This is a genomic window from Pseudomonas sp. SK3(2021), from assembly GCF_016772375.1.
GTDB lineage: Bacteria > Pseudomonadota > Gammaproteobacteria > Pseudomonadales > Pseudomonadaceae > Aquipseudomonas > Aquipseudomonas chlororaphis_I.
Genome location: NZ_CP061943.1, coordinates 2,760,067 through 2,778,306, shown reverse-complemented (window position 1 = coordinate 2,778,306; position 18,240 = coordinate 2,760,067). Strand labels below are relative to the sequence as shown.

The following is an 18,240-nucleotide window of genomic DNA, read 5'->3' as shown; positions in this document are numbered from 1 at the left end:
CGCCGCTACACCGGCAACGCCCAACGCCCCCAGCAACCACAGCATGAGGCTGTGATCATCGGCTCCTTCCTTGAGCAACAACTCATCGACAGTGCCAATTTCAGTGAATGTAAATACTGGAGAGCCTTCAACAGGGCTGGCGTGCCAGTATTTGCCATTGTCTTCCAGCACCAGCTCATTAGGCGGGCCATCGACCGATACAGCAAAGAAGTTTTTCAGAACAATCTTTTCTCCGGACTTTAGCTCGACAATCAGGTCTTTCCCCGATTGCTTGCAAGAGCGCACAGCCTCAGGAGCCAAACCGACCTTAACAATACTGGGCACTTTTATATCAACCAGTGCACCGTCTGCCTGCTCTACCAAGCCACCAGTTTTAATGTCCAGCAAACTAATCTTAGCCATATACAATCACACCCCACCATAAAGCTTATCTTTATGATCTATTAATAATCTGCGGAACCCCAATAAAAACATCTATTAAAAGTTCCCCGAAAAATCCCAGGTACAGCCAGCTAATCCATTAACTATTTTTTAGTTTGGCAAGAGGTTTCTAATAAGTATGTAGGAAAATTCCGAGCAACACCGAAGGCCATAGGACCGCCAGAAACGTTCGATCCAAATGTCTATGAATTGATATTTTTTTATATTAAATTCAATTACTTACGTAAGAAATTTAAACTATTCACCAAGGGTGCAATCAAGCAGACGGGGATCAACCCGATGATGGCCGGGCGCCAGTAAACCATGCGCTTACTGCATATTCCCCAGTCACACGTCTACCGGGGCCAGTACCAGCAACAGTGACGGTGACCTAAGTCGAGAAGGGCAACCAACCGGTGATGATCTATGTCCGCAGCTGCAAGAACATGCGTCTGGTGTCTGCCAGCCCGCTACGCAAGGGTTGCCGGGCAAGCTCTTCAACAGTTAGAGATATTCTGGGTCGCTGGGGGCACCGCAGAGTACGGTCGACAGCAGTATCAACCTTTTCAGGCTTGTGCCTTACTACTGAGAGTTAATTATTACTACAAGTGACAGGCAGCTGATTACTCAACAATAAAAGCCCATGCCACTTATTAATCAATGCGCAATGAACGTACCTCTATAGTCTGAAACGTTCTCGGCCAATTTCTTTGCGGCACGCTATTGGCCATTCATGAGCAAGCTCGCTACAGAGGTTATACAGATACCTGGAGGAGCGACCGGTCGATACTTGATACCCACGAAGACACTTCAGGGCAACGCGGTGCTCAAGCAGCACCGCGCCAATGCCACCTCAGGCCAGCGCCACCTGCAACGGCGCCACCGCCTGCAAGCCGAAACGCTCGGCGAGGAACGGCGTGATATCCAGCGGCAACGGCTCCTCATTCACCAGCCGGTCCAGCAGCACCCCGGTGATCGCCGAGGTCAGGATGCCGGTGCGGAAGTGCCCGCAGGCATTGAGGTAACCCTCCACCCCGCACATCGGCCCGAGGATCGGCAGCTCGTCCGGCGAGCCCGGGCGCAAGCCGGCCCAGCAGCGCTTGAGGTTGACCTGCTCGAGTTGCGGCACGCAGCGCACCGCGCCCTGCACCAGGCCCTGGATTTCCCGGTAGGTGGTGCTGATGTCGAAGCCCTTGTCCTCGGTGGTGCTGCCGATCAGGATCTCGCCGTTGTCCTTCTGCGCCATGTAGCAATCGCTGGTGGTCAGGCAACCGTCGAGCAGTTTCGGCATGCGCTCGGTGAGCAGGATCTGGCCCTTGACCGGTTTCACCGGAATGCTCGCGCCGGTGGCTTGCAGGCTCAGTTCGGCGGCCCAGGCGCCGGCGGCGTTGATCAGGGTGTCGCAGTGGAACAGCCCCGCCTCCGCCGTCTGCACCCCGCTGATCCGGCTGCCCTGGTGCAGCACGCCGGTGACGTTGGTGTTGAAGTACATGTCCACGCCGTTCTGCCGCGCACCTTCGGTGTAGGCGTCGGCCAGGCGGAACGGGTTGACCTGGTGGTCGCAGAGAAATTCCAGGGCCCCCTGGGCGTGATGGCTGACGTTCGGCTCCGCCTCGCGCAGCGCCGCCTGGTCGAGCCAGCGCACCTGATGGGCCAGGTGCGGGATGCAGGCCACGATGTGCTCGGCGTAGAGCCGGTCCTCGTCGTCGTAGATCACGAATTTCAGCCCGGTGCGCTCGAACTTGAAGTCCATGCCATGGCGCTCGCGCAGCTCCTGGTGCAGCTGCGGGTACAAGCCGTTGGATTGCAGGGCAAAGTCGAAGAACGACTGCGGCAGGATATGCGGCGTGCTGGAGTCCACCAGCACCGCCGCCCCCTGGGCCTGGCGCTTGTTGCGGGCCGACATCATGCGAAAGAAGATCACCCCGCAACCCAGCCCCACCGACTCGCCGATGGCCCACAGGCCGCCGGCCGAGGCACGGGTGGCATTGCCCGGACGCTTGGCGTCGATCAACGCCACCCGCAGGTTCTTGCGCTTGGACAACTGGTACGCGCAGGAAGCGCCGATCACACCGCCGCCGGCGATGACCACGTCGTAGAACTTACTCATGATTCAAAGCATCCTTGCTCGGTTGAGGGAAAGCGGAAAAGGGAATCGGGTCCAGGGGGAAACGCGGGCGCAACCAGCCCACATCCTGGCGCCCGGTGGCCTGGCGCAGGCGGTCGCTGCAATAGCCCACGCACATGCGGCCCTGGCAGTCGCCCATGCTCACCCGGGTGCGCATCTTCAGGCTGGCCATGTCCTGCACGCCCTGCTCCAGGGCGCGGTCGATATCGCCACGGGTGGCGTGTTCGCAGCGGCAGATCAGGGTGTCGGCGGCCGGCAGTTCGATCTGCCCGGTGCCGCGTTCGGTGTAGCGGTCCACCGCCGCGCGGAAACGGCTGATGGAGGCCAGTTTGTTCTGGTACTTCTGGCGCCGCTCCAGGGCCGCCTCGTTGCTCAGCACATCGCGCTGCATCAGGATCGACAGCGCGGCGATACGCCCGGTGAGCATCGCCGCCTCGCCGCCGCGGATCCCGCCCATGTCGCCCGCCAGGTGAATGTGCGGTTCGCTGCTTTGCTGCCAGACGTTGGCCGTGGCCCGTAGATAGCCGTCATGGCTGAAGCCATGGTTGAGGCCCATCTGCTGGCTGAGCTGGGTACGCGGGATAAAGCCGTAGCCCACCGCCAGGGTCTGGGCGGCGACCTGTTGCCGGCGGCTCAGGTCCGGTTCCCAGCGCGCCGAGTACGGCGCCACGCTGACGCTTTCCAGGCCGTCGCTGCCCTGGGCCTCGACCACGCCCCAGCCGTAATGCACGGGGATGCGGTGCAGCTTGAGGTAGGCGAGCATGCTCAGGCCGTCGAGGAACAGTTGCGGCTTGTTCAGCAACGCCAGGCTTTCCTTGGCGATCCGGCCAAAGGTGCAGGCCTCGTAGACCGCCGCCACGTTGGCGCCGCTGGCGTGCAGCTGGCAGGCCACCAGCGGCAGCAGCGGCCCGGTGCCGGCGATCACCACAGGCCCGCGCGGCTTGACCACGCCGCTCTTGATCTGCAACTGCAAGCCGCCCAGCAGCATCACCCCGGGCAAGGTCCAGCCGGGAAACGGCACGCTGCGTTCATGGCAACCGGCGGCCAGCAGCAACTGCGGATAGGCCACCTCCTGCAGCTGTTCGTCGGCATCCAGCAGGACCAGGTTGCCCTTGCCTTCGGCCCCCACCACCCGGTGGTTGAGGCGCACGTCGATCATCTGTTCGCAGTCGGAAAAGGCCCCGTGCAATTTCGCCAGGGCTTCGCAATAACGCGGCCCCAGGTAGTCCAGCTGCACGCCGTCGCGCAATGGCCCGCGATAGACCACGCCGCCCAGGCGCGAGGCCTCGTCGATCAAGGTACTGCGCACCCCGTGCTCGGCCAGTTCGATGGCCGCGGCCATGCCGGCGGGGCCACCGCCGACGATCAGTGGATTCAGGCTCATAGCACCTCCTGCGCGGCGACGATGCGGTTGACTTCGGTCTGCACCTGCATGCCCGGCCGCACTTGGGTCTGGCAGGCCCGGCGCTTGTGCCGGCCGTCGATCTGCACCAGGCAGCAATGGCACACGCCCATGCCGCAATAGGCGCCGGCCAGTTGGCCGTGATCGTTGCGCGCCACCTGGCGCAGCCCGAGGGACTGGATGACGCTGAGTACGGTTTCGCCAATCGCCGCCGTCACCGGCTGGCCATTGAGGCTGATGGTCATGTCCGCCTGTTGCAGCGGCTGGATATCAAAAGTTCGTTCGGTATGGCGCATCAGGAAATTCGTCCTTGAACGGAGTGAAGAGGAATGCCAGCGTCCTGCTGTGCATCGCCGTGAGCTCAGGTCTCGACCCGATTCACGGTTGCGCGGCGCCAGCTCCTCGGGGCTGAACACCGCGCCAATCTAGTAGGTTTGTCGAACAAGAATATTGATCTGGGCCAAGCAAAGCACAAGGCCCAGGAATAAGCCTTGTACCGCCCGCCCCTAACTGGAGAACACGTAGCGGCCCTTGACCTTGCGCGGCCCGATAAAGGCGAAATCCGGAAAGATCAGGCTGCGCACGTACATGGCGAAAAACACCACAGCCAAGGTAAGGGCCGCGCCAATCGAAGTGCCCAGCGGGTCCTCGGCATAACCTTCGAACAGTCGCGGGAATTGCGACAGGGTCAGAAGGGCATAGAGGCTGTAGGCGTTCGCCGAAGGTTTATGGAAGCCCCAGGCGAACAGCAGCGGCACCACGCCGCCCAACAGCGCGAACAGCCAGGCGGCCTTCGGGCCTATGGCCGAACCGAGGAAGAACCCGGCCACCGCGCCGACGACCGCCTGCAGCAGCATCACCGCCAGCAGGATGTGGATCTTGCGCCGGTGCCGCGCATAGAGCGCCGGGTCGGAATAGGCGGCGATCCAGAACGCCAGCAGCCGCTCCTTGATCCCGCTGCCGGCAAAGGCGGCAAAGGTTTCGCCCTTGGAGCGCCCAGCCTCGAGGCTGGCGATGACCTGGCGCTTGGCTTGCTGTTTGTCCATCCGTGTTGTCCCCGATAGTGGCTCCCGGCGGCGCCGTGCCGGCAACGCTAGTAGAGGCGCCCTGGCCTGTCCAATCAGCGCCGCCGGACTGTCGCGCACCTGTCTTTTATTTACGCTTGTAGCTCTTGTTGCCGCTCGGGGTCAGGCAATAGACCCCGCCTCGCGGGCCGGTGCAGAAGCTGCCACCGCCACAGGGGCAACCGTCGCCGCCGCGCAACAGGGTTTGTGGTCGCGCGACCTGGCCCGAGTCGCCGTAGCGCGCGGAACAGTTCTTCCTGGAGCTGCTGATGGAGCCGTCGTTGCACAAAAACAGCTCGCCGTCGCAACCGGCGATCCCGCCCTTTTTGCCGGAGCACGGCTGATTGGCGGCGAACGCCGGGGCCGCCGCCAGCAGCAACAGGCCGATGCCCAGGGCTTTGAAGTCGAGGTAATGAGGTAGGTGCATTGCGCAGCGTCCATGCCAGCCGGTAGTAGCCGGATGATATCAGCGATTGCCGCACCCGGCCCGCCTGCTACCCTGCGTTCGCCAGGGCACTGGCGCGAAGATGAAAGATTTTTTAGAAAGCCCGCGGCGATTTCTTGGCAAAATGCTCGCCTGTGTCATGAAATCCCCAACCAGGTAAGCCCTTATGACCCGCATTCTGACCATCGAAGACGATGCCGTAACAGCCCGCGAAATCGTGGCCGAACTGAGCAGCCACGGGCTGGATGTGGATTGGGTCGACAACGGTCGCGAAGGCCTGGTGCGCGCCGTCAGCGGCGACTACGACCTGATCACCCTCGACCGCATGCTGCCCGAGCTGGACGGCCTGGCGATCGTCACCACCCTGCGCACCATCGGCGTGTCGACACCGATCCTGATGATCAGCGCCCTGTCCGACGTCGACGAGCGCGTGCGCGGCCTGCGCGCCGGCGGCGACGACTACCTGACCAAACCCTTCGCTTCCGATGAAATGGCGGCCCGGGTCGAGGTGCTGCTGCGGCGCAAGAGCACGGTGCAGGAGTTCGAAACCAGCCTGCGGGTGGCCGACCTGGAGCTGAACCTGATCAGCCGCGAAGCGACCCGCGCCGACCAGTTGCTGAGCCTGTTGCCCACCGAATACAAGCTGCTGGAATTTTTGATGCGCAACACCGGCCAGATCCTCTCGCGGATGATGATTTTCGAGGAGGTCTGGGGTTATCACTTCGACCCGGGCACCAACCTGATCGACGTGCATATCGGCCGCCTGCGCAAGAAGATCGATCCACCCGGCATGGCCCCGCTGATCCGCACCGTGCGAGGCTCGGGTTATGTCATTGCTGAACCCCTCTAAGGGCTGGCGCTCCTCCAGCAGCCGCCTGCTGGCGCTCTACAGTTCGCTGTTCGTGGCCTGGAGCTGCATCCTCATGGGCGTCATGTACTACGAGGTGTCCGGCTACCTGGAAAGCCTCGCCAAGCACTCGCTGATGCAGCGCCAGCACCTGTTCGCGCGCTTCCAGGGCGAGCAGTTGGAAGAAGCCCTGACCACCAGCATGACCTTCGACATGCGCGCCATCGACGCCTATGGCCTGTTCGACGAGCGACGTCACTACCTCAGCGGGCCGATCCGCGAGATCCCCGACGACCTGCCGCTGGACGGGCAGATCCACGAGCTCAAGAGCTGCATCGACTCCGACGACCCCAGCCTGCCCCGCGACAGTTGCGACGCGGTGGCCACCTATACCCGCGATGGCCGCTGGCTGATCCTGGTGCGCGACAACGGCTCGCTGTTCGCGGTGACGCGGATCATTCTCCATGCGCTGCTGTGGGGCGTGTCGCTGACCATCATCCCCGGCGCCGCCGGCTGGCACCTGCTCCGGCGTCGGCCGCTGCGGCGCATTCGCGGCATCCAGGCCAGCGCCGAGGCGATAGTCGCCGGCGACATGACCCACCGCCTGCCGCTGTCCAACCGCCGCGACGAGCTGGACATGCTGGCGGCCATCGTCAATGCCATGCTCGACCGCATCGAACGGCTGATGAACGAGGTCAAGGGCGTGTGCGACAACATCGCCCACGACCTGCGCACCCCGCTGACCCGCCTGCGCGCCCAGCTGTACCGCATGCAGCAACAGGCGGTCGAGGGTACGCCGGAAGCCTTGCAGCTGGACCAGGTGCTGGCCGAGGCCGACCGATTGATGGCGCGCTTTCGCGGCCTGCTGCGGATTTCCGAGATCGAGGATCACCAGCGCCGCTCGGGCTTCGTCGAGCTCGACCCGCTGCCGCTGCTGCAAGAGCTGCATGACTTTTACCTGCCACTGGCCGAGGAAGGCCAGTTGACCCTGACCCTGGATGCGCCCGGCACGCTGCCACGCCTGACCGGCGACCGCGCCCTGCTGTTCGAGGCCCTGGCCAACCTGTTGAGCAACTCGATCAAGTTCACCCCGCCGGGTGGCGAGGTGATTCTGCGTGGTGTGGAGGATGGCGGCTGCACGCGCCTGGAAGTGCTCGACTCCGGCCCCGGCATTCCCGAGGCGGAGCGCAAGGCAGTGTTCCAGCGCTTCTACCGGATCGACGACAGCAACTCCCACGGCGGCTTCGGCCTGGGCCTGTCCATCGTCGCCGCCATCGTCAGCCTGCACGGCTTCAAGCTCGACGTCGGCAGCAGCGACAACGGCGGCGCTCGCCTGAGCCTCGATTGCCGGCCGAATCTGATCGCCAAGAGCTGAACGCGCGCGCCCTGTAGGAGCGAGCTTGCTCGCGATGGAGGCCAACGATAACGCGGCTTGTCTGAAGCACCGCAGTGTCTTGAGGTCTTTCGCGAGCAAGCTCGCTCCTACAGGGGGTCAGGCGAACTTCAGGACAGATGCACCAGGCTGATGGAATTGCTGCGCAGCTCGTACAGCAGCTCGTCGATCATCGCCAGCACGTCCGCTTCTGTCGCGAGCGTGCGCGGGTCGATGCCGGTGACCACCAGGTCGACCCGTCCGCTTTCAGGCTCGAAGACCCGCAGGGTCAGTGTGGAATCGGAGCCGGTGCTGAAGGCGCAGGCCAGGGGCGCGAAGCGCTGTTCGATGTAGCGGCGCAGCTGCGCCTGGGAAATCACCCCGGCCTCCTTCAGCGGCGGCGCCACAACAGGCCGGCCAGCAGGCCGATTCCGGCGAGGATGGCGACGCTGGCCAAGGGTTTGTCACGGACGAAGCGGGAGATGCCGTCCAGCGCATCGCCATAGGTTTCCTGCAACTGCCCGGCCGCCTGGCGAGCGGCGCCTTCCAGGCGCATCGGCCGGTCGTCCAGCAACTCGCCTACTGCGCCCTGGACCTTGCCGGCCGCCGTGCCCATCGCACCTTTGATCTGTTCGCTACGCATCGTGCATTCCTTCAGCGGATGATATTCGGTGCACGGCCCGTGTCCGCCACGGCACCGCGCATCACCCAGCCTAAGCAACCCCATGATGTCGCAGAAGCACCATTTGTACTGGTGGCACTGGTGCATTTGCACCGGTCAGCGCTGCGCCTTGCCGCGGCGATCGCCAGCAAACAGCCCGCGCTCGCGAGCCCAGACAATGGCCTCGGCGCGGCTGTGCAGCGCCAGCTTGGAATACACCGTGGCCAGATGGTTACGCACCGTGCTGGGCGCCAGCTGCAGGCGCGCGGCGATCTCCTTGTCGGCCAGGCCCTCGCAGATCAGCCCCAGCACATCGCGCTCGCGGGCGGTCAGGTCGGTAAAGGACGCACTGGGCTGCTCGGCCTGGTTGGCGCTGCGCACATTGGCCAGTTTTTCGATCAGGGTCTGGCTGAACCACGAGGCATCGCGCATCACCTCTTCGATCGCCGACACCAGCTCCAGCTCGGAGCGCTTGCGCTCGGTGATGTCCATCAGCACCAGCAGGTAGCTGGGCTTGTCCTGGATGTTCACGGTGTCGGCCGAGACCACGCAGTCGAGCAGTTCGCCGCCCTTCTTCAACACCCTGAGGTCGAGGCTGCGCACATCGGCGCTTTTTTCCAGGGCAGCGAACAGGCTGGCGCAGGCCTGCGGGCTGGCGATAAAACCGACTTCTTCCACGGTCTTGCCCAGCAGCTCTTCGGCGGCATAACCGGTGCTGTCGAGAAAGGCTTCGTTGACGTCGACGATCTGCTGGCTGTCGGCACCACACACCAGGGTCGGCACCGGCGTCAGGCGGAACGCCTTGGCAAAACGCTCCTCGCTCTGGCGCAGGGCGGTCTCCGCCTTGCGCCGTGGTTCCAGGTCCATGAAGGTAAACAGCATGCAGTCTTCTTCGTGGAGATCCAGCGGCTGGCCAGCGACTATCACCAGCTTGCTGCCCCCTTCGGGCAGGCGCAGCTCGGCCTGCATCTGCGGAATGGTCGCGCCCAGGCCCAGGCGCTCGATGGCCAGGTCCTTGCGCTCGGCGCCCTCCAGCACATCCACCTCGTACACCGAACGGCCGATCACCTGGTCGCGGGCATAACCGGTCATTTCCAGGAAGCCCTGGTTGACCTTGATGTAGCGCAGGTCGCTGAGGCGGCAGATCACCGCCGGCGCCGGGTTGGAATTGAAGGTCTTCTCGAAGCGCTGTTCGGCGCTGGCCCATTCGGTGGCGTCGCTGAGGATCAGCACCAGGGACTCCACCTCGCCGGCACGGTCGGTGAGGATCAGGCTGCGCACCCGATGCACCCAGGTCCGCTCTTCCTCGCCCTCGCCGCTGCGCACCTCCACCACCACATCGCTGAAGGTCTCCCCGGCGGCGACCCTATTGATCGGGTAGCTCTCCAGCGCCAGGGGGTGATTGTTGCGATAACGCAAGGCGAAACGCTCGGCGTACTGGCGGTCGTCGGCGCCCAGCTCACTGATGTTCTCGACCCCGTGCATGGCCAGCGCCGCCTCGTTGGCCCAGACGATGCGCCGGTCCGCCTCGAGCAGGATGACCCCGTCGGACAGCCCGGAAATGATCTGCTGCAACTGGCGGCGATTGGTTTCGGTGGCGAGTAGATCCTGGCTCATGGCGGCTCCTGAAAGGCCCGGCGCTACGGGCAAGGCGGCGGATAAAGGGGGCAGAAGCTACGACCACGGCGCATCGCCATCGTGCCCCAGGCCGATGCGTTTCCTGTAGCCGCTGGCGCAGCCTGCGATAGACCCGAAGGGTCTCCGGCGCCGGTGAGACCGCCGCGAGCATGCCGCTCGATCGCAGCCTGCGGCAGCGGCTACCCGCATTGAACAGGGCCGGAATATCGAGGGTGTCCCCGTTCCCTGTAGCCGCTGCCGAGCCCCGCGAGGCTGTGATAGACCCGAAGGGTCTCCGGCGCCGGTGAGACCGCCGCGAGCGTACCGCTCGATCGCAGCCTGCGGCAGCGGCTACCCGCATTGAGCAGGGCCGGAATATCGAGGGAGTCGCCGTTCCCTGTAGCCGCTGCCGAGCCCCGCGAGGCTGCGATAGACCCGAAGGGTCTCCGGCGCCGGTGAGACCGCCGCGAGCGTGCCGCTCGTTCGCAGCCTGCGGCAGCGGCTACCCGCATTGAGCAGGGCCGGAGTATCGAGGGTGTCCCCGTTCCCTGTAGCCGCTGCCGAGCCCCGCGAGGCTGCGATAGACCCGAAGGGTCTCCGGCGCCGGTGAGACCGCCGCGAGCGTGCCGCTCGTTCGCAGCCTGCGGCAGCGGCTACACGCGCATTGAGCAGGGCCGGAATATCGAGGGTGTCCCCGTTCCCTGTAGCCGCTGCCGAGCCCCGCGAGGCTGCGATAGACCCGAAGGGTCTCCGGTGCCAGCAAGATCGCCGCGAGCGTGCCGCTCGATCGCAGCCTGCGGCAGCGGCTACACGCGCATTGAGCAGGGCCGGAGTATCGAGGGTGTCCCCGTTCCCTGTAGCCGCTGCCGAGCCCCGCGAGGCTGCGATAGACCCGAAGGGTCTCCGGCGCCGGTGAGACCGCCGCGAGCGTGCCGCTCGATCGCAGCCTGCGGCAGCGGCTACACGCGCATTGAGCAGGGCCGGAGTATCGAGGGTGTCCCCGTTCCCTGTAGCCGCTGCCGAGCCCCGCGAGGCTGCGATAGACCCGAAGGGTCTCCGGCGCCGGTGAGACCGCCGCGAGCGTGCCGCTCGATCGCAGCCTGCGGCAGCGGCTACACGCGCATTGAGCGGGAGCGGAATATCGAGGGTATCCCCGTTCCCTGTAGCCGCTGCCGAGCCCCGCGAGGCTGCGATAGACCCGAAGGGTCTCTGGCGCCAGCAAGATCGCCGCGAGCGTGCCGCTCGATCGCAGCCTGCGGCAGCGGCTACACGCATTGAGCAGGGCCGGAATATCGAGGGAGTCGCCGCATCCCTGTAGCCGCTGGCGCAGCCTGCGATAGACCCGAAGGGTCTCCGGCGCCGGTGAGAGCGCCGCGAGCGTGCCGCTCGTTCGCAGCCTGCGGCAGCGGCTACACGCGCATTGAGCGGGGCCGGGATATCAAGGGAGTCGCCGCCTCCCTGTAGCCGCTGGCGCAGCCTGCGATAGACCCGAAGGGTCTCCGGCGCCGGCGAGATCGCCGCGAGCGTGCCGCTCGATCGCAGCCTGCGGCAGCGGCTACACGCATTGAGCTGGGCCGGAATATCGAGGGAGTCGCCGCATCCCCGTAGCCGCTGGCGCAGCCTGCGATAGACCCGAAGGGTCTCCGGCGCCGGTGAGAGCGCCGCGAGCGTGCCGCTCGATCGCAGCCTGCGGCAGCGGCTACACGCGCATTGAGCGGGGCCGGGATATCAAGGGGCGAACAGGTTCAGGAAATGCCCAGGGCTTTCAGGCGTCGGTACAGGGTGCGTTCGCTCAGGCCCAGGGCCTTGGCCAGTTCGCTGCGCGAGCCTTCGAACACTTCCAGGGCGTGGGCCAGTTGCTCCAGGTCCTTGCCCGCGCGGCGCCGGCTCGGCGGCGTTGTCGCAGCGGCACTGCCGGCGCGCAATTCCTCAGGCAGGTCCTCGACGCGGATCACCCCGTCGTCGCTGAACAAGCGCGCCCGTTCGAGGATATTGCGCAGCTCGCGGATATTGCCCGGGTAGGCATACAGGCCCAGGCGCTCCAGGGCCTCGGGAGCCACCCTGGGCACCGCGCCCGGCGCCAGGCGCTGCAACAGGCTGTCGATCAGCAGCGGCAGGTCGTCGCTGCGCTCGCGCAGGGCCGGCAGGCGGATCGGGAAGGCGCTGATGCGGTAGTACAGGTCCTGGCGGAAGGTGCCGGCGGCGACCATTTCCTTGAGCGGCTTGTGGGTCGCCGAGACCAGGCGGAAGTCCGAATGCACGGTGCGCAGGCTGCCCACCGGGCGAAAGCTGCCGGACTCGATCAGCCGCAGCAGCTTGACCTGCATCGCCAGCGGCACTTCGCCAATCTCGTCGAGAAACAGGGTGCCGCCATGGGCGGCTTCGGCCAGGCCGATCTTGCGTTGCAGGGCCCCGGTGAAGGCGCCCTTCTCGTAGCCGAACAGTTCGCTTTCCAGCAGGGTCTCGGTCAGGCCGGTGCAATCGACCACCACCAGCGGCCCGCTGGCCCGCGGGCTGCCATCGTGCAGGGCGCGGGCGAACAGCTCCTTGCCGGTACCGGACTCCCCTTGCAGCAGCACCGGGATCGGCGACGGCGCCGCCCGTTGCAGGGCGCTCAAGGCCGCATTGAAGGCCGGCGAACGGCCCACCAGGCCCTTCTGTTGCGGTTGCACCGAGGCCACCGCCACCGAACTCAAGCGCTCGACATAGGCCACCACCTGCCCCGCGTCGCCAAGGATCGGCCGCAACTCGACGTCCACATGCTCCGGCCCGCGCGGGGTGTGATGGATATGCAGCAGGCGCTCCGGCAGACGGGTCTCGAAGGCCTTGCGCATTGGGCAGTGTTCGCCGGCCTGGTCGCACGGCACCGCGAACTGGTGGGACACCCGGTAGCACTTGGCGCCGACATGGGGTTTGCCCTCGACGCCAAACTGGCGCTGGTAGGCGGTGTTGGCGGCGAGGATGTTGTAGTCGGTGTCTAACAGGATCGTCGGCTGCGCGTCATGTTCCAGATAGGACATCAGGGCTAACATTTCAGTATTGGCGAGGGCATGGGTGGACTGGGGCATGGCAACTCCTGGGCGTTGCGCGGCAGCTTAAACCATGGGCGCGGTTTCTGCCATTTACTGCCATAAACTGCCAACCGACTGCCATCTACAATTGACAGTGACAGCCCGAATGCCCGCCCCAGGCCTTTGAATTCAATGAATGAGCGGTAAAAACGGCGCGCGCCGGTTGGCACGTTTATTGACAGTCCAAGGGTCTGTACGAAAAGTTGGCGAGCGAAGCTCAGGCAAGGCGCAACGACCAACGGGAGTAACAGCCGAAGGCTGGCCCGGAGGGTGAGCGCAGCGAAGCAAAACAGGCGAGGAACGGCCGGGGTCGCGCCCGACTGCAGGGCCTGCATGAGCATTCCGATCGGACTCGCGCACGAGCCTGTTTTTGCGTAGCGCCGGAGGTGCCCAGCACGCAGCCACTTTTCGTACAGAGCCTAGGGACGACTGCCAGTCCCGGCCGGCATCACCCTATTGTTCGGAGAGCTCAATGATCATCGGCGAATCGCTGTGCGTAGAAGCCTTTTTTGACCACCAGACGTGGACCATCAGCTATCTGGTGATGGACCAGGGCACCCGGCGCTGCGCGCTGATCGACAGCGTGCTGGACTACGACCCCAAGTCCGGCCGCACCCGCACCGAGTCCGCCGACAAGCTGATTGCCCGGGTGCATGAACTCGATGCCCAGGTCGACTGGATCCTCGAGACCCACGTGCACGCCGATCACCTGTCCGCCGCGGCCTACCTCAAGGCGCAACTCGGCGCCCGGGTGGCGATCGGCAACCAGATCACCGTGGTGCAGCAGGTGTTCGGCAAGTTGTTCAATGAAGGCCAGGATTTTGCCCGCGATGGCAGCCAGTTCGACGTGCTGCTCGAAGACGACAGCCACTTCGCCATCGGCAACCTACAGGCCCGCGCCCTGCACACCCCCGGCCATACCCCGGCGTGCATGACCTATCTGGTGCAGGTCGGTGAAGAGACGGTGGCCTTTGTCGGCGACACCCTGTTCATGCCCGACTACGGCACCGCCCGCTGCGACTTCCCCGGCGCCGACGCGCGCACCCTGTACCGCTCCATTGGCAAGATCCTCGCCTTGGCGCCGCAGACCCGGCTGTTCATGTGCCACGACTACCTGCCCAACGGCCGCGAGCTGCAATACATGACCACGGTCGCCGAACAGCGCGCCAACAATATCCACATCCATGAAGGGATCGATGAAGACACCTTCGTGCGCATGCGCGAGGCCCGCGACGCCACCCTGGAAATGCCGGTGCTGATCCTGCCCTCGGTGCAAGTCAACATGCGCAGCGGCCAGTTCCCCGAGCCCGACGACAACGGCGTGAGCTACCTGAGAATCCCGCTGAACGTCCTTTAAACCTATAACGCCACTCCACCCGGAGACGCTGCCATGCGCCCTATTTCCCCGATTCAACGAGCCGTCAACGGCAGCCACCAGGTGCTGATCGTCGGCGGCGGCGCGGCCGGCATTGCCACCGCGTCCAGCCTGATCAGCCGCGAACCGCACCTGGACGTCGCCATCATCGACCCGGCCGACACCCACTATTACCAGCCCGGCTGGACCCTGGTCGGCGCCGGGGTGTTCCGCGCCGAAGACACCGCCCGCAGCATGGCCTCGCTGATCCCCAAGGGAGTGAAATGGATCCAGGCCGAGGTGAGCCGCTTCGAGCCGGAGCACAACGCCCTGCTGCTCAACGACGGTCGCGTACTGGGTTATGACCAGTTGGTGGTCTGCCCGGGCCTCAAGCTCGACTGGCATGCCATCGACGGCCTGAGCGAAACCCTGGGCAAAAATGGCGTGACCTCCAACTACCGCTACGACCTGGCGCCCTACACCTGGCAACTGGCGCAGCACCTCAAGCAGGGCCAGGCGTTGTTCAGCCAGCCGCCGATGCCGATCAAATGCGCCGGCGCGCCACAGAAGGCCATGTACCTGTCCTGCGATCACTGGCTGCGCACCGGCCGGCTGGGGCAGATCAACACGCGCTTTTTGAATGCCGGCGGCGTGCTGTTCGGCGTACCGGACTACGTACCGGCGCTGATGGAATACGTGAAGAAATACGCCATCGCCCTGGATTTCGGCCACAACCTGGTGGCAGTGGACGGCCCCGGCAAGCGGGCGACCTTCGTCCGTAACAACGCTGAGGGCCAGCAGGAACGCATCGAGCTGCCCTTCGACATGCTGCACGTGGTGCCGCCGCAAACCGCCCCGGACTTTATCCGCAGCAGCCCGCTGGCCGACGCCGCCGGCTGGATCGACGTCGACCCGCACAGCCTGCGGCACACCCGCTACAGCAACATCCATGGCCTGGGCGACGGGACCAATACCAGCAACGCGAAAACCGCCGCCGCGGCGCGCAAGCAGGCGCCGGTGGTGGCCACCAACGTGCTGGTCAACCTCAAGCGCCTGCCGGCCCGGGCGCAGTACGACGGCTACGGCTCCTGCCCGCTGACGGTGGAACGCGGCAAGATCGTCCTCGCCGAATTCACCTACGGCGGCAAGGTCGCGCCGAGCTTTCCGGCGTGGCTGCTCGACGGTCGCCAGCCGACCCGGCGCGCCTGGTGGCTGAAGGAACGCATCCTGCCGCCGTTGTACTGGCGCGGCATGCTCAAGGGCCATGAATGGCTGGCACGGCCCAGCCTGGTGACGGACCTGCCGAAATCATGAGTGAGTACAGCTTGCTGGGCGCCGGGCTCGGCGCATTGATCGGGGCGATCCTGGCGTTGACCGGGGCCGGCGGCGGGATTCTCGCGGTGCCGCTGCTGGTGTTCGGCCTCGGCCTGAGCATGGTCGAGGCCGCGCCCATCGGCCTGCTCGCGGTGGGCCTGGCGGCCGCCGTGGGCGCGGTGCTCGGGCTGCGCGAAGGCATCGTGCGCTACCGCGCCGCCGGCTTCGTCGCCGGCATCGGCATCCTCATGGCGCCGGTCGGCCTGTGGCTGGCCCACCGCCTGCCGAACCTGCCCCTGGCCCTGCTGTTTTCCGCGGTGCTGCTGTACACCTGCGGACGCATCCTGCTCAAGGCCACCCACGAACTGCGCCACGGCCAGCCGGCGCCCCGAGCGGCCTTCCAGCCCTGCGTGCTCAACCCCTTGCAGGGTCGCCTGCGCTGGACCCTGCCCTGCGCCCGCGCCCTGACCTTCACCGGCATGCTCTCGGGGCTGCTGTCCGGCCTGCTCGGCGTCGGCGGCGGCTTCGTGATCATCCCGGCGCTGACCCGCTACACCAACCTGGACAGCAAAAGCATCGTCGCCACCTCCCTGGCGGTGATCGCCCTGGTGTCCATCGGCAGCGTGATCACCGCCAGCCTCAGCGGCGTGATGCACTGGGCCGTGGGCGCCCCCTTCGCCGGCGGCGCGGTGCTGGGGCTGATCGCCGGCCGCCAGGTCGCCCGCTACCTGGCCGGGCCAAGGTTGCAGCAGCTGTTTGCCCTGGTAGGCATGCTGGCCGCGGTGATGCTCAGCCTCGGCGCACTCGGCGCCTGGCACTGAGCCCACAATCGCGAGCAAACGCTCTTCTGTAGGAGCGAGCTTGCTCGCGATAACGCCCGCCCCGACAACAAAAACATCCCGGCAACCAACCGTTCCTACAACCAATGAGCACCTGCCCAACCTCTTGCAGATTCCTCCTAAATCCTTGCCCCGCCATTCCCGGTACGCACCACCACCCCAAAGACTAAACTTCACTCACCCTTCCCTCGCACAAGGTACTCTTTCCATGAGCATCGACTGGCTGCATTTCACCCCCTGGAGCGCCCTCGCCGGTGGCGCGTTGATTGGCTTGGCCGCCGGCATATTTGTGATGGCCAACGGGCGCATCGCCGGGATCAGCGGCTTGCTGGGCAGCCTGCTGCAACCAGGCAGCGAAGGCTGGAGCGAAAAGGCCCTGTTCCTCTCGGGCCTGCTGCTGGCGCCGTTGTTCTGGGGGCTGTTCCAGGTGTTGCCGACGATCGAATTCCAAAGCGGCACCGTGGGCCTGATTGGCGCCGGGCTGTTGGTGGGCCTCGGCACCCGCTACGGCTCTGGCTGCACCAGCGGCCATGGGGTCTGCGGCATCTCCCGCCTGTCCCCCCGCTCACTAGTGGCGACCCTGAGCTTTATGCTGACCGGCTTTATCACCGTCTGGCTGCTGCGCCATGGGATGGGGCTATGAACGGGAGGGCAATGAAAATGCGCAAGGTCACGGCTTTTATCGCCGGCCTGTTGTTTGGCCTCGGCCTGCTGCTGTCGGGCATGAGCAACCCGACCAAGGTCCTGAGTTTCCTGGACCTGGCGGGCCAGTGGGACCCGTCCCTGGCCCTGGTGATGCTCGGCGCCATCGGCGCTGCCTGGTGGCCGTTCCACTGGGCCATCAAGCAGCCCAATGCCCTGCTCGGCGGCCCCCTGCAATTGCCCACCCGTCGCGACATCGACCGCCGCCTGATCGGTGGCAGCCTGCTGTTCGGCATCGGCTGGGGCATCGCCGGCATCTGCCCGGGGCCGGGGCTGACCCTGCTGCTCATGCCCCATTGGCAGGCCTGGGTCTTCGTCCTGGCCATGCTGGCGGGCATGCTGCTGTTCCAGTGGCTGGAAGCGCGCCGCGCGCACTGAACCCTTGGCGAACCAGACCCGGCAAGGTTAGTGTCCGGGTCTACCCCTAGAAGGATGCCCACATGGACAGTGAAATCCGCCCCGCCCACGAGCAGGACGCCGACGCCATCAGCCGCCTGATCATCGCCGCCCTGCAGACCAGCAACGCCCAGGACTACCCAGCCGCCGTGATCGCCCAGGTGCGGCAAAACTTCAGCCCGCACGCCGTGCGCCAGTTATTGAACAAACGCCAGGTCTGGGTGGCCCAGATGGCCGGCGAAATCGTCGGCACCGCCAGCCTCGACGGCCAGGTAGTGCGCTCGGTCTTCGTCGCCCCGGAAAGACAAGGCCAGGGCATCGGCCGCCAGCTGATGGCCGAGCTCGAACGCCAGGCCCTGGGCGCCGGCCTCACCCAACTGACCGTGCCCTCCTCGATCACCGCCGAAGGCTTCTACGCCAACCTGGGCTTTCGTACCCTGCGCGAGCAATACCATGGCGAGGAACGCACCCTGATCATGCAGCGCGAACTGAGCCCAACGACGCACACCCTGTAGCCGCTGCCGAGCCCGCGAGGCTGCGACGACCGGTCCGCGCTCGGGCGCAGCAGTCGCAAAACCTGAAAACGCGGTTTGCCTGAATAAACACCC

General features: G+C 65.3%; 17 protein-coding genes and 1 pseudogene. 8 read left to right on the top strand and 10 right to left on the bottom strand.

What is annotated here, in order from left to right; genetic code table 11:
- Positions 1-96: 96 nt before the first annotated feature.
- From IF690_RS29300 to IF690_RS12620, 6 genes and pseudogenes are all read right to left on the bottom strand, one after another.
- A pseudogene (locus IF690_RS29300) lies at positions 97-402 on the bottom strand (BapA/Bap/LapF family prefix-like domain-containing protein); the annotation flags it as partial.
- A gap of 871 nt (positions 403-1,273) precedes the next feature.
- A complete protein-coding gene (gene hcnC, locus IF690_RS12640; protein WP_202700319.1) occupies positions 1,274-2,530 on the bottom strand; it encodes a cyanide-forming glycine dehydrogenase subunit HcnC in 1,257 nt (418 codons plus the stop codon).
- On the bottom strand, positions 2,523-3,932 hold the full coding sequence (hcnB, locus tag IF690_RS12635) for a cyanide-forming glycine dehydrogenase subunit HcnB (RefSeq protein ID WP_202700318.1): 1,410 nt from the start codon (positions 3,930-3,932) through the stop codon (positions 2,523-2,525). The genes hcnC and hcnB overlap by 8 nt, the downstream gene beginning before the upstream one ends.
- Complete coding sequence (gene hcnA, locus IF690_RS12630) at positions 3,929-4,246, bottom strand: cyanide-forming glycine dehydrogenase subunit HcnA (protein WP_023968943.1); 318 nt, start codon at positions 4,244-4,246, stop codon at positions 3,929-3,931. The genes hcnB and hcnA overlap by 4 nt, the downstream gene beginning before the upstream one ends.
- 210 nt (positions 4,247-4,456) lie before the next feature.
- Positions 4,457-4,996, bottom strand: a complete 540-nt coding sequence (locus tag IF690_RS12625; RefSeq protein ID WP_202700317.1) for a hypothetical protein — start codon at positions 4,994-4,996, stop codon at positions 4,457-4,459.
- A 106-nt stretch (positions 4,997-5,102) separates the two neighbouring features.
- Complete coding sequence (locus IF690_RS12620; protein WP_202700316.1) at positions 5,103-5,441, bottom strand: YdcA family protein; 339 nt, start codon at positions 5,439-5,441, stop codon at positions 5,103-5,105.
- Between the two features lie 184 nt (positions 5,442-5,625).
- Between IF690_RS12620 and IF690_RS12615 the strand changes: the two genes are divergently transcribed.
- Both IF690_RS12615 and IF690_RS12610 read left to right on the top strand, forming a co-directional pair.
- Positions 5,626-6,309: a response regulator transcription factor gene (locus IF690_RS12615; protein ID WP_202700315.1), complete on the top strand. Its 684-nt coding sequence runs from the start codon at positions 5,626-5,628 to the stop codon at positions 6,307-6,309.
- The gene (locus tag IF690_RS12610; RefSeq protein WP_202700314.1) at positions 6,287-7,681 is read left to right on the top strand and encodes a sensor histidine kinase; all 1,395 of its coding nucleotides are present in this window, start codon (positions 6,287-6,289) and stop codon (positions 7,679-7,681) included. The genes IF690_RS12615 and IF690_RS12610 overlap by 23 nt, the downstream gene beginning before the upstream one ends.
- A 128-nt stretch (positions 7,682-7,809) precedes the next feature.
- On the opposite strand, the gene IF690_RS12605 is transcribed toward IF690_RS12610, so the two are convergent.
- The 4 genes from IF690_RS12605 to IF690_RS12590 all read right to left on the bottom strand — a co-directional run bounded on the left by IF690_RS12605 (position 7,810) and on the right by IF690_RS12590 (position 13,024).
- Positions 7,810-8,058, bottom strand: coding sequence for a DUF1652 domain-containing protein (locus tag IF690_RS12605; RefSeq protein ID WP_202701411.1), 249 nt, complete (start codon positions 8,056-8,058; stop codon positions 7,810-7,812).
- Positions 8,059-8,069: 11 nt separating this feature from the next.
- On the bottom strand, positions 8,070-8,321 hold the full coding sequence (locus tag IF690_RS12600; RefSeq protein WP_202700313.1) for a CsbD family protein: 252 nt from the start codon (positions 8,319-8,321) through the stop codon (positions 8,070-8,072).
- Between the two features lie 135 nt (positions 8,322-8,456).
- Positions 8,457-9,956 carry a PAS domain S-box protein gene (locus IF690_RS12595; protein WP_202700312.1) on the bottom strand — a complete coding sequence of 500 codons (1,500 nt, stop codon included), beginning with the start codon at positions 9,954-9,956 and terminating at the stop codon, positions 8,457-8,459.
- Between the two features lie 1,745 nt (positions 9,957-11,701).
- Positions 11,702-13,024, bottom strand: a complete 1,323-nt coding sequence (locus tag IF690_RS12590) for a sigma-54 interaction domain-containing protein (RefSeq protein WP_202700311.1) — start codon at positions 13,022-13,024, stop codon at positions 11,702-11,704.
- Positions 13,025-13,499: 475 nt separating this feature from the next.
- Here IF690_RS12590 and IF690_RS12585 point away from each other — a divergent pair, with 475 nt between their 5' ends.
- The 6 genes from IF690_RS12585 (at position 13,500) to IF690_RS12560 (ending at position 18,147) form a co-directional block, all read left to right on the top strand.
- The gene (locus IF690_RS12585; RefSeq protein WP_202700310.1) at positions 13,500-14,384 is read left to right on the top strand and encodes an MBL fold metallo-hydrolase; all 885 of its coding nucleotides are present in this window, start codon (positions 13,500-13,502) and stop codon (positions 14,382-14,384) included.
- Positions 14,385-14,417: 33 nt separating this feature from the next.
- On the top strand, positions 14,418-15,695 hold the full coding sequence (locus IF690_RS12580) for an NAD(P)/FAD-dependent oxidoreductase (protein WP_202700309.1): 1,278 nt from the start codon (positions 14,418-14,420) through the stop codon (positions 15,693-15,695).
- Entirely contained in the window at positions 15,692-16,516 is an 825-nt protein-coding gene (locus tag IF690_RS12575) for a sulfite exporter TauE/SafE family protein (protein ID WP_202700308.1), read from the top strand. Before IF690_RS12580 ends, IF690_RS12575 begins: the two co-directional genes overlap by 4 nt.
- Positions 16,517-16,742: 226 nt before the next feature.
- Positions 16,743-17,177 (top strand): YeeE/YedE family protein, encoded by a 435-nt coding sequence (locus IF690_RS12570; RefSeq protein ID WP_202700307.1) that lies wholly within the window; start codon positions 16,743-16,745, stop codon positions 17,175-17,177.
- Positions 17,178-17,194: 17 nt separating this feature from the next.
- Positions 17,195-17,614, top strand: coding sequence for a DUF6691 family protein (locus IF690_RS12565; protein WP_202701409.1), 420 nt, complete (start codon positions 17,195-17,197; stop codon positions 17,612-17,614).
- 62 nt (positions 17,615-17,676) lie between these two features.
- Entirely contained in the window at positions 17,677-18,147 is a 471-nt protein-coding gene (locus IF690_RS12560) for a GNAT family N-acetyltransferase (RefSeq protein ID WP_202700306.1), read from the top strand.
- Positions 18,148-18,240: the final 93 nt, after the last annotated feature.

Excerpts from the sequence above, each read along its gene's own strand:
- hcnC (WP_202700319.1), bottom strand. The coding sequence starts at position 2,530 with ATGAGTAAGTTCTACGACGTGGTCATCGCCGGCGGCGGTGTGATCGGC.
- hcnB (WP_202700318.1), bottom strand. The coding sequence starts at position 3,932 with ATGAGCCTGAATCCACTGATCGTCGGCGGTGGCCCCGCCGGCATGGCC.
- hcnA (WP_023968943.1), bottom strand. The coding sequence starts at position 4,246 with ATGCGCCATACCGAACGAACTTTTGATATCCAGCCGCTGCAACAGGCG.
- IF690_RS12625 (WP_202700317.1), bottom strand. The coding sequence starts at position 4,996 with ATGGACAAACAGCAAGCCAAGCGCCAGGTCATCGCCAGCCTCGAGGCT.
- IF690_RS12620 (WP_202700316.1), bottom strand. The coding sequence starts at position 5,441 with ATGCACCTACCTCATTACCTCGACTTCAAAGCCCTGGGCATCGGCCTG.
- IF690_RS12615 (WP_202700315.1), top strand. The coding sequence starts at position 5,626 with ATGACCCGCATTCTGACCATCGAAGACGATGCCGTAACAGCCCGCGAA.
- IF690_RS12610 (WP_202700314.1), top strand. The coding sequence starts at position 6,287 with ATGTCATTGCTGAACCCCTCTAAGGGCTGGCGCTCCTCCAGCAGCCGC.
- IF690_RS12600 (WP_202700313.1), bottom strand. The coding sequence starts at position 8,321 with ATGCGTAGCGAACAGATCAAAGGTGCGATGGGCACGGCGGCCGGCAAG.
- IF690_RS12595 (WP_202700312.1), bottom strand. The coding sequence starts at position 9,956 with ATGAGCCAGGATCTACTCGCCACCGAAACCAATCGCCGCCAGTTGCAG.
- IF690_RS12590 (WP_202700311.1), bottom strand. The coding sequence starts at position 13,024 with ATGCCCCAGTCCACCCATGCCCTCGCCAATACTGAAATGTTAGCCCTG.
- IF690_RS12585 (WP_202700310.1), top strand. The coding sequence starts at position 13,500 with ATGATCATCGGCGAATCGCTGTGCGTAGAAGCCTTTTTTGACCACCAG.
- IF690_RS12580 (WP_202700309.1), top strand. The coding sequence starts at position 14,418 with ATGCGCCCTATTTCCCCGATTCAACGAGCCGTCAACGGCAGCCACCAG.
- IF690_RS12575 (WP_202700308.1), top strand. The coding sequence starts at position 15,692 with ATGAGTGAGTACAGCTTGCTGGGCGCCGGGCTCGGCGCATTGATCGGG.
- IF690_RS12570 (WP_202700307.1), top strand. The coding sequence starts at position 16,743 with ATGAGCATCGACTGGCTGCATTTCACCCCCTGGAGCGCCCTCGCCGGT.
- IF690_RS12565 (WP_202701409.1), top strand. The coding sequence starts at position 17,195 with ATGCGCAAGGTCACGGCTTTTATCGCCGGCCTGTTGTTTGGCCTCGGC.
- IF690_RS12560 (WP_202700306.1), top strand. The coding sequence starts at position 17,677 with ATGGACAGTGAAATCCGCCCCGCCCACGAGCAGGACGCCGACGCCATC.